At 67.4% G+C, this 2,387-nt stretch carries 2 protein-coding genes and 1 tRNA gene; 2 read left to right on the forward strand and 1 reads right to left on the reverse strand.

The genetic code is table 11. The features are described 5' to 3' along the window. Positions 1 to 110: 110 nt before the first annotated feature. A tRNA-Leu gene (locus LDQ05_RS19470) sits at positions 111 to 196 on the reverse strand. 148 nt (positions 197 to 344) lie between these two features. Here LDQ05_RS19470 and LDQ05_RS19475 point away from each other — a divergent pair. Together LDQ05_RS19475 and LDQ05_RS19480 are read left to right on the forward strand one after the other, a co-directional pair. Next, complete coding sequence (locus LDQ05_RS19475; RefSeq protein WP_226438596.1) at positions 345 to 1,697, forward strand: M20/M25/M40 family metallo-hydrolase; 1,353 nt, start codon at positions 345 to 347, stop codon at positions 1,695 to 1,697. A gap of 87 nt (positions 1,698 to 1,784) precedes the next feature. After that, positions 1,785 to 2,327, forward strand: a complete 543-nt coding sequence (locus LDQ05_RS19480) for a YbhB/YbcL family Raf kinase inhibitor-like protein (RefSeq protein ID WP_226438597.1) — start codon at positions 1,785 to 1,787, stop codon at positions 2,325 to 2,327. Positions 2,328 to 2,387: the final 60 nt, after the last annotated feature.

The following is a 2,387-nucleotide window of genomic DNA, read 5'->3' on the forward strand; positions in this document are numbered from 1 at the left end:
GGGGAGGGCGAATGAAGGGGAGGGCGAGCGGAGGGGAGGGGAGGGCGATGACGACGAAGGCCCCGAACCTGTATCGGTTCGGGGCCTTCGTCGTCTGTCTCGACTCAGAGTGTCCGAGGGGGGACTTGAACCCCCACGTCCGTTAATAGGACACTAGCACCTCAAGCTAGCGCGTCTGCCATTCCGCCACTCGGACTCGTTCGTCTGCACCCTGAAGATGGGGAAGTCGTCTCCGATCCCCTCCGCCGGGTGCCGTGAAAGACTAGCGCACCGCCCGGACGCACCCAAAATCGCGGGGTCTACCTGCGGTGATCGTGACAGGCGGCGATGGTAGACATGCAGGCATGGGCACAACACCGAGCGAGCACCAGCCGTCCCGGGCCGAGAGGGAGGTCGTCGACCTCGTCTCCCGCCTCATCCGCTTCGACACGTCCAACACCGGCGACCTCGCCACTACAGCCGGAGAACGCGAATGCGCCGAATGGGTCGCCGACCGACTCCAGGAAGTGGGTTACGAGACGACCTACGTCGAATCCGGTGCGTCCGGCCGCGGCAACGTCTTCGCGCGACTGCCCGGCGCCGACCCCGGCCGCGGTGCGCTGATGCTGCACGGACACCTCGACGTCGTCCCCGCCGAACCGTCCGACTGGAGCGTGCACCCGTTCTCCGGTGCCGTCGAGGACGGTTACGTGTGGGGGCGCGGCGCAGTCGACATGAAGGACATGGTCGGCATGATGCTCGCCGTCGCCCGGCGCTTCAAGGCCGAGAACATCGTGCCACCCCGCGACCTGGTGTTCGCGTTCGTGGCAGACGAGGAAGCCGGGGGCACCTACGGATGCCAGTGGTTGGTGCAGCACCGTCCGGATCTGTTCGACGGTGTCACCGAGGCCGTCGGCGAGGTCGGCGGATATTCGCTGACCGTGCCCCGACGCGACGGCGGCGAACGTCGCTTCTACCTCGTGGAAACCGCGGAGAAGGGCCTCGGCTGGATGCGGCTGACCGCCAAGGGGCGCGCCGGTCACGGCTCGTTCCTGCACGACGACAACGCGGTGACGTTGTTGTCGCAGGCGGTCGCGCGGCTCGGCTCCCACACGTTCCCCCTCGTGATCAACGATTCGGTCGCCGAGTTCCTGGCCGCGGTCTCCGACGAGACCGGCATCGACTTCGATCCGGCATCGCCCGACATCGAGGGCACCCTCGCCAAGCTCGGCTCGATCGCTCGGATCATCGGCGCGACCCTCCGCGACACCGCCAATCCGACGATGCTGCGCGCCGGGTACAAGGCCAACGTCATCCCGCAGACCGCCGAGGCCGTCGTCGACTGCCGCATCCTGCCGGGCCGGCGCGCCGAGTTCGAACGCACCGTCGACGAACTCATCGGCCCCGACGTGACCCGCGAGTGGATCACCAGCCTCGACTCGTACGAGACGACGTTCGACGGGGACCTCGTCGACGCGATGAACGCCGCGATCGAAGCGCACGACCCGCTCGGCCGCACCGTCCCCTACATGCTGTCCGCCGGAACCGACGCGAAAGCCTTCGCCAAACTCGGAATCCGGTGCTTCGGGTTCGCCCCGCTCAAACTGCCACCCGAACTGGACTTTCCGGCACTGTTCCACGGTGTCGACGAGCGCGTCCCGGTGGATGCCCTGCACTTCGGTACCCGCGTCATGGAACACTTCCTGATGCATTCGTGATTCGTGTTCCCGCGATCCGGGTTGCATGATCACCGATGTGTCCGGACGTGTCCCCCGACTCGAACGAAAGGAAAGGAAAGGATCGGTATGGCCTTCGACTACGACCCGTACTCGTTTCTGCCCGAGCTGCCCACCTTCGAGGTGACCAGCACCGACTTCGCCGAAGGTGAGGAGTGGAAGCTCCCGCAGGCCAGCGCCGCGTTCGGCATTCCCGGCGGCGGCGACGTCTCACCGCAGTTGTCGTGGTCCGGTTTCCCCGCCGACACGAAGAGCTTCGCCGTGACGATCTTCGATCCCGACGCGCCGACCGCATCCGGGTTCTGGCACTGGTCCGTTGCGAACATTCCGGCCGCCGTCACCGAACTCGCGACCGGCGCCGGCACCCCCGACGGCACCGGACTGCCGGCCGGCGCCGTCCAGTTGCGCAACGACGGTGGCGGGGTCGGCTTCCTCGGTGCCGCGCCGCCCGCGGGGCACGGCTACCACCGCTACATCGTCGCGGTACACGCGTTACCCGTCGCGGTGATCGAGGGCATCGGCTCCGACACACCGCCGGCGGTGCTCGGCTTCAACCTGTTCGGTCAGGCCACGGCGCGCGCATTGCTCACCGGCACCTACGAGGTGAAGTAGTCCCGACCTGTCGAACGGGGTGTGGGCGAGAGATCCGATCTCTCGCCCACACCCCGGTCG

This window comes from Rhodococcus yananensis, assembly GCF_020515525.1.
Taxonomy (GTDB): Bacteria; Actinomycetota; Actinomycetes; order Mycobacteriales; family Mycobacteriaceae; genus Rhodococcus; species Rhodococcus yananensis.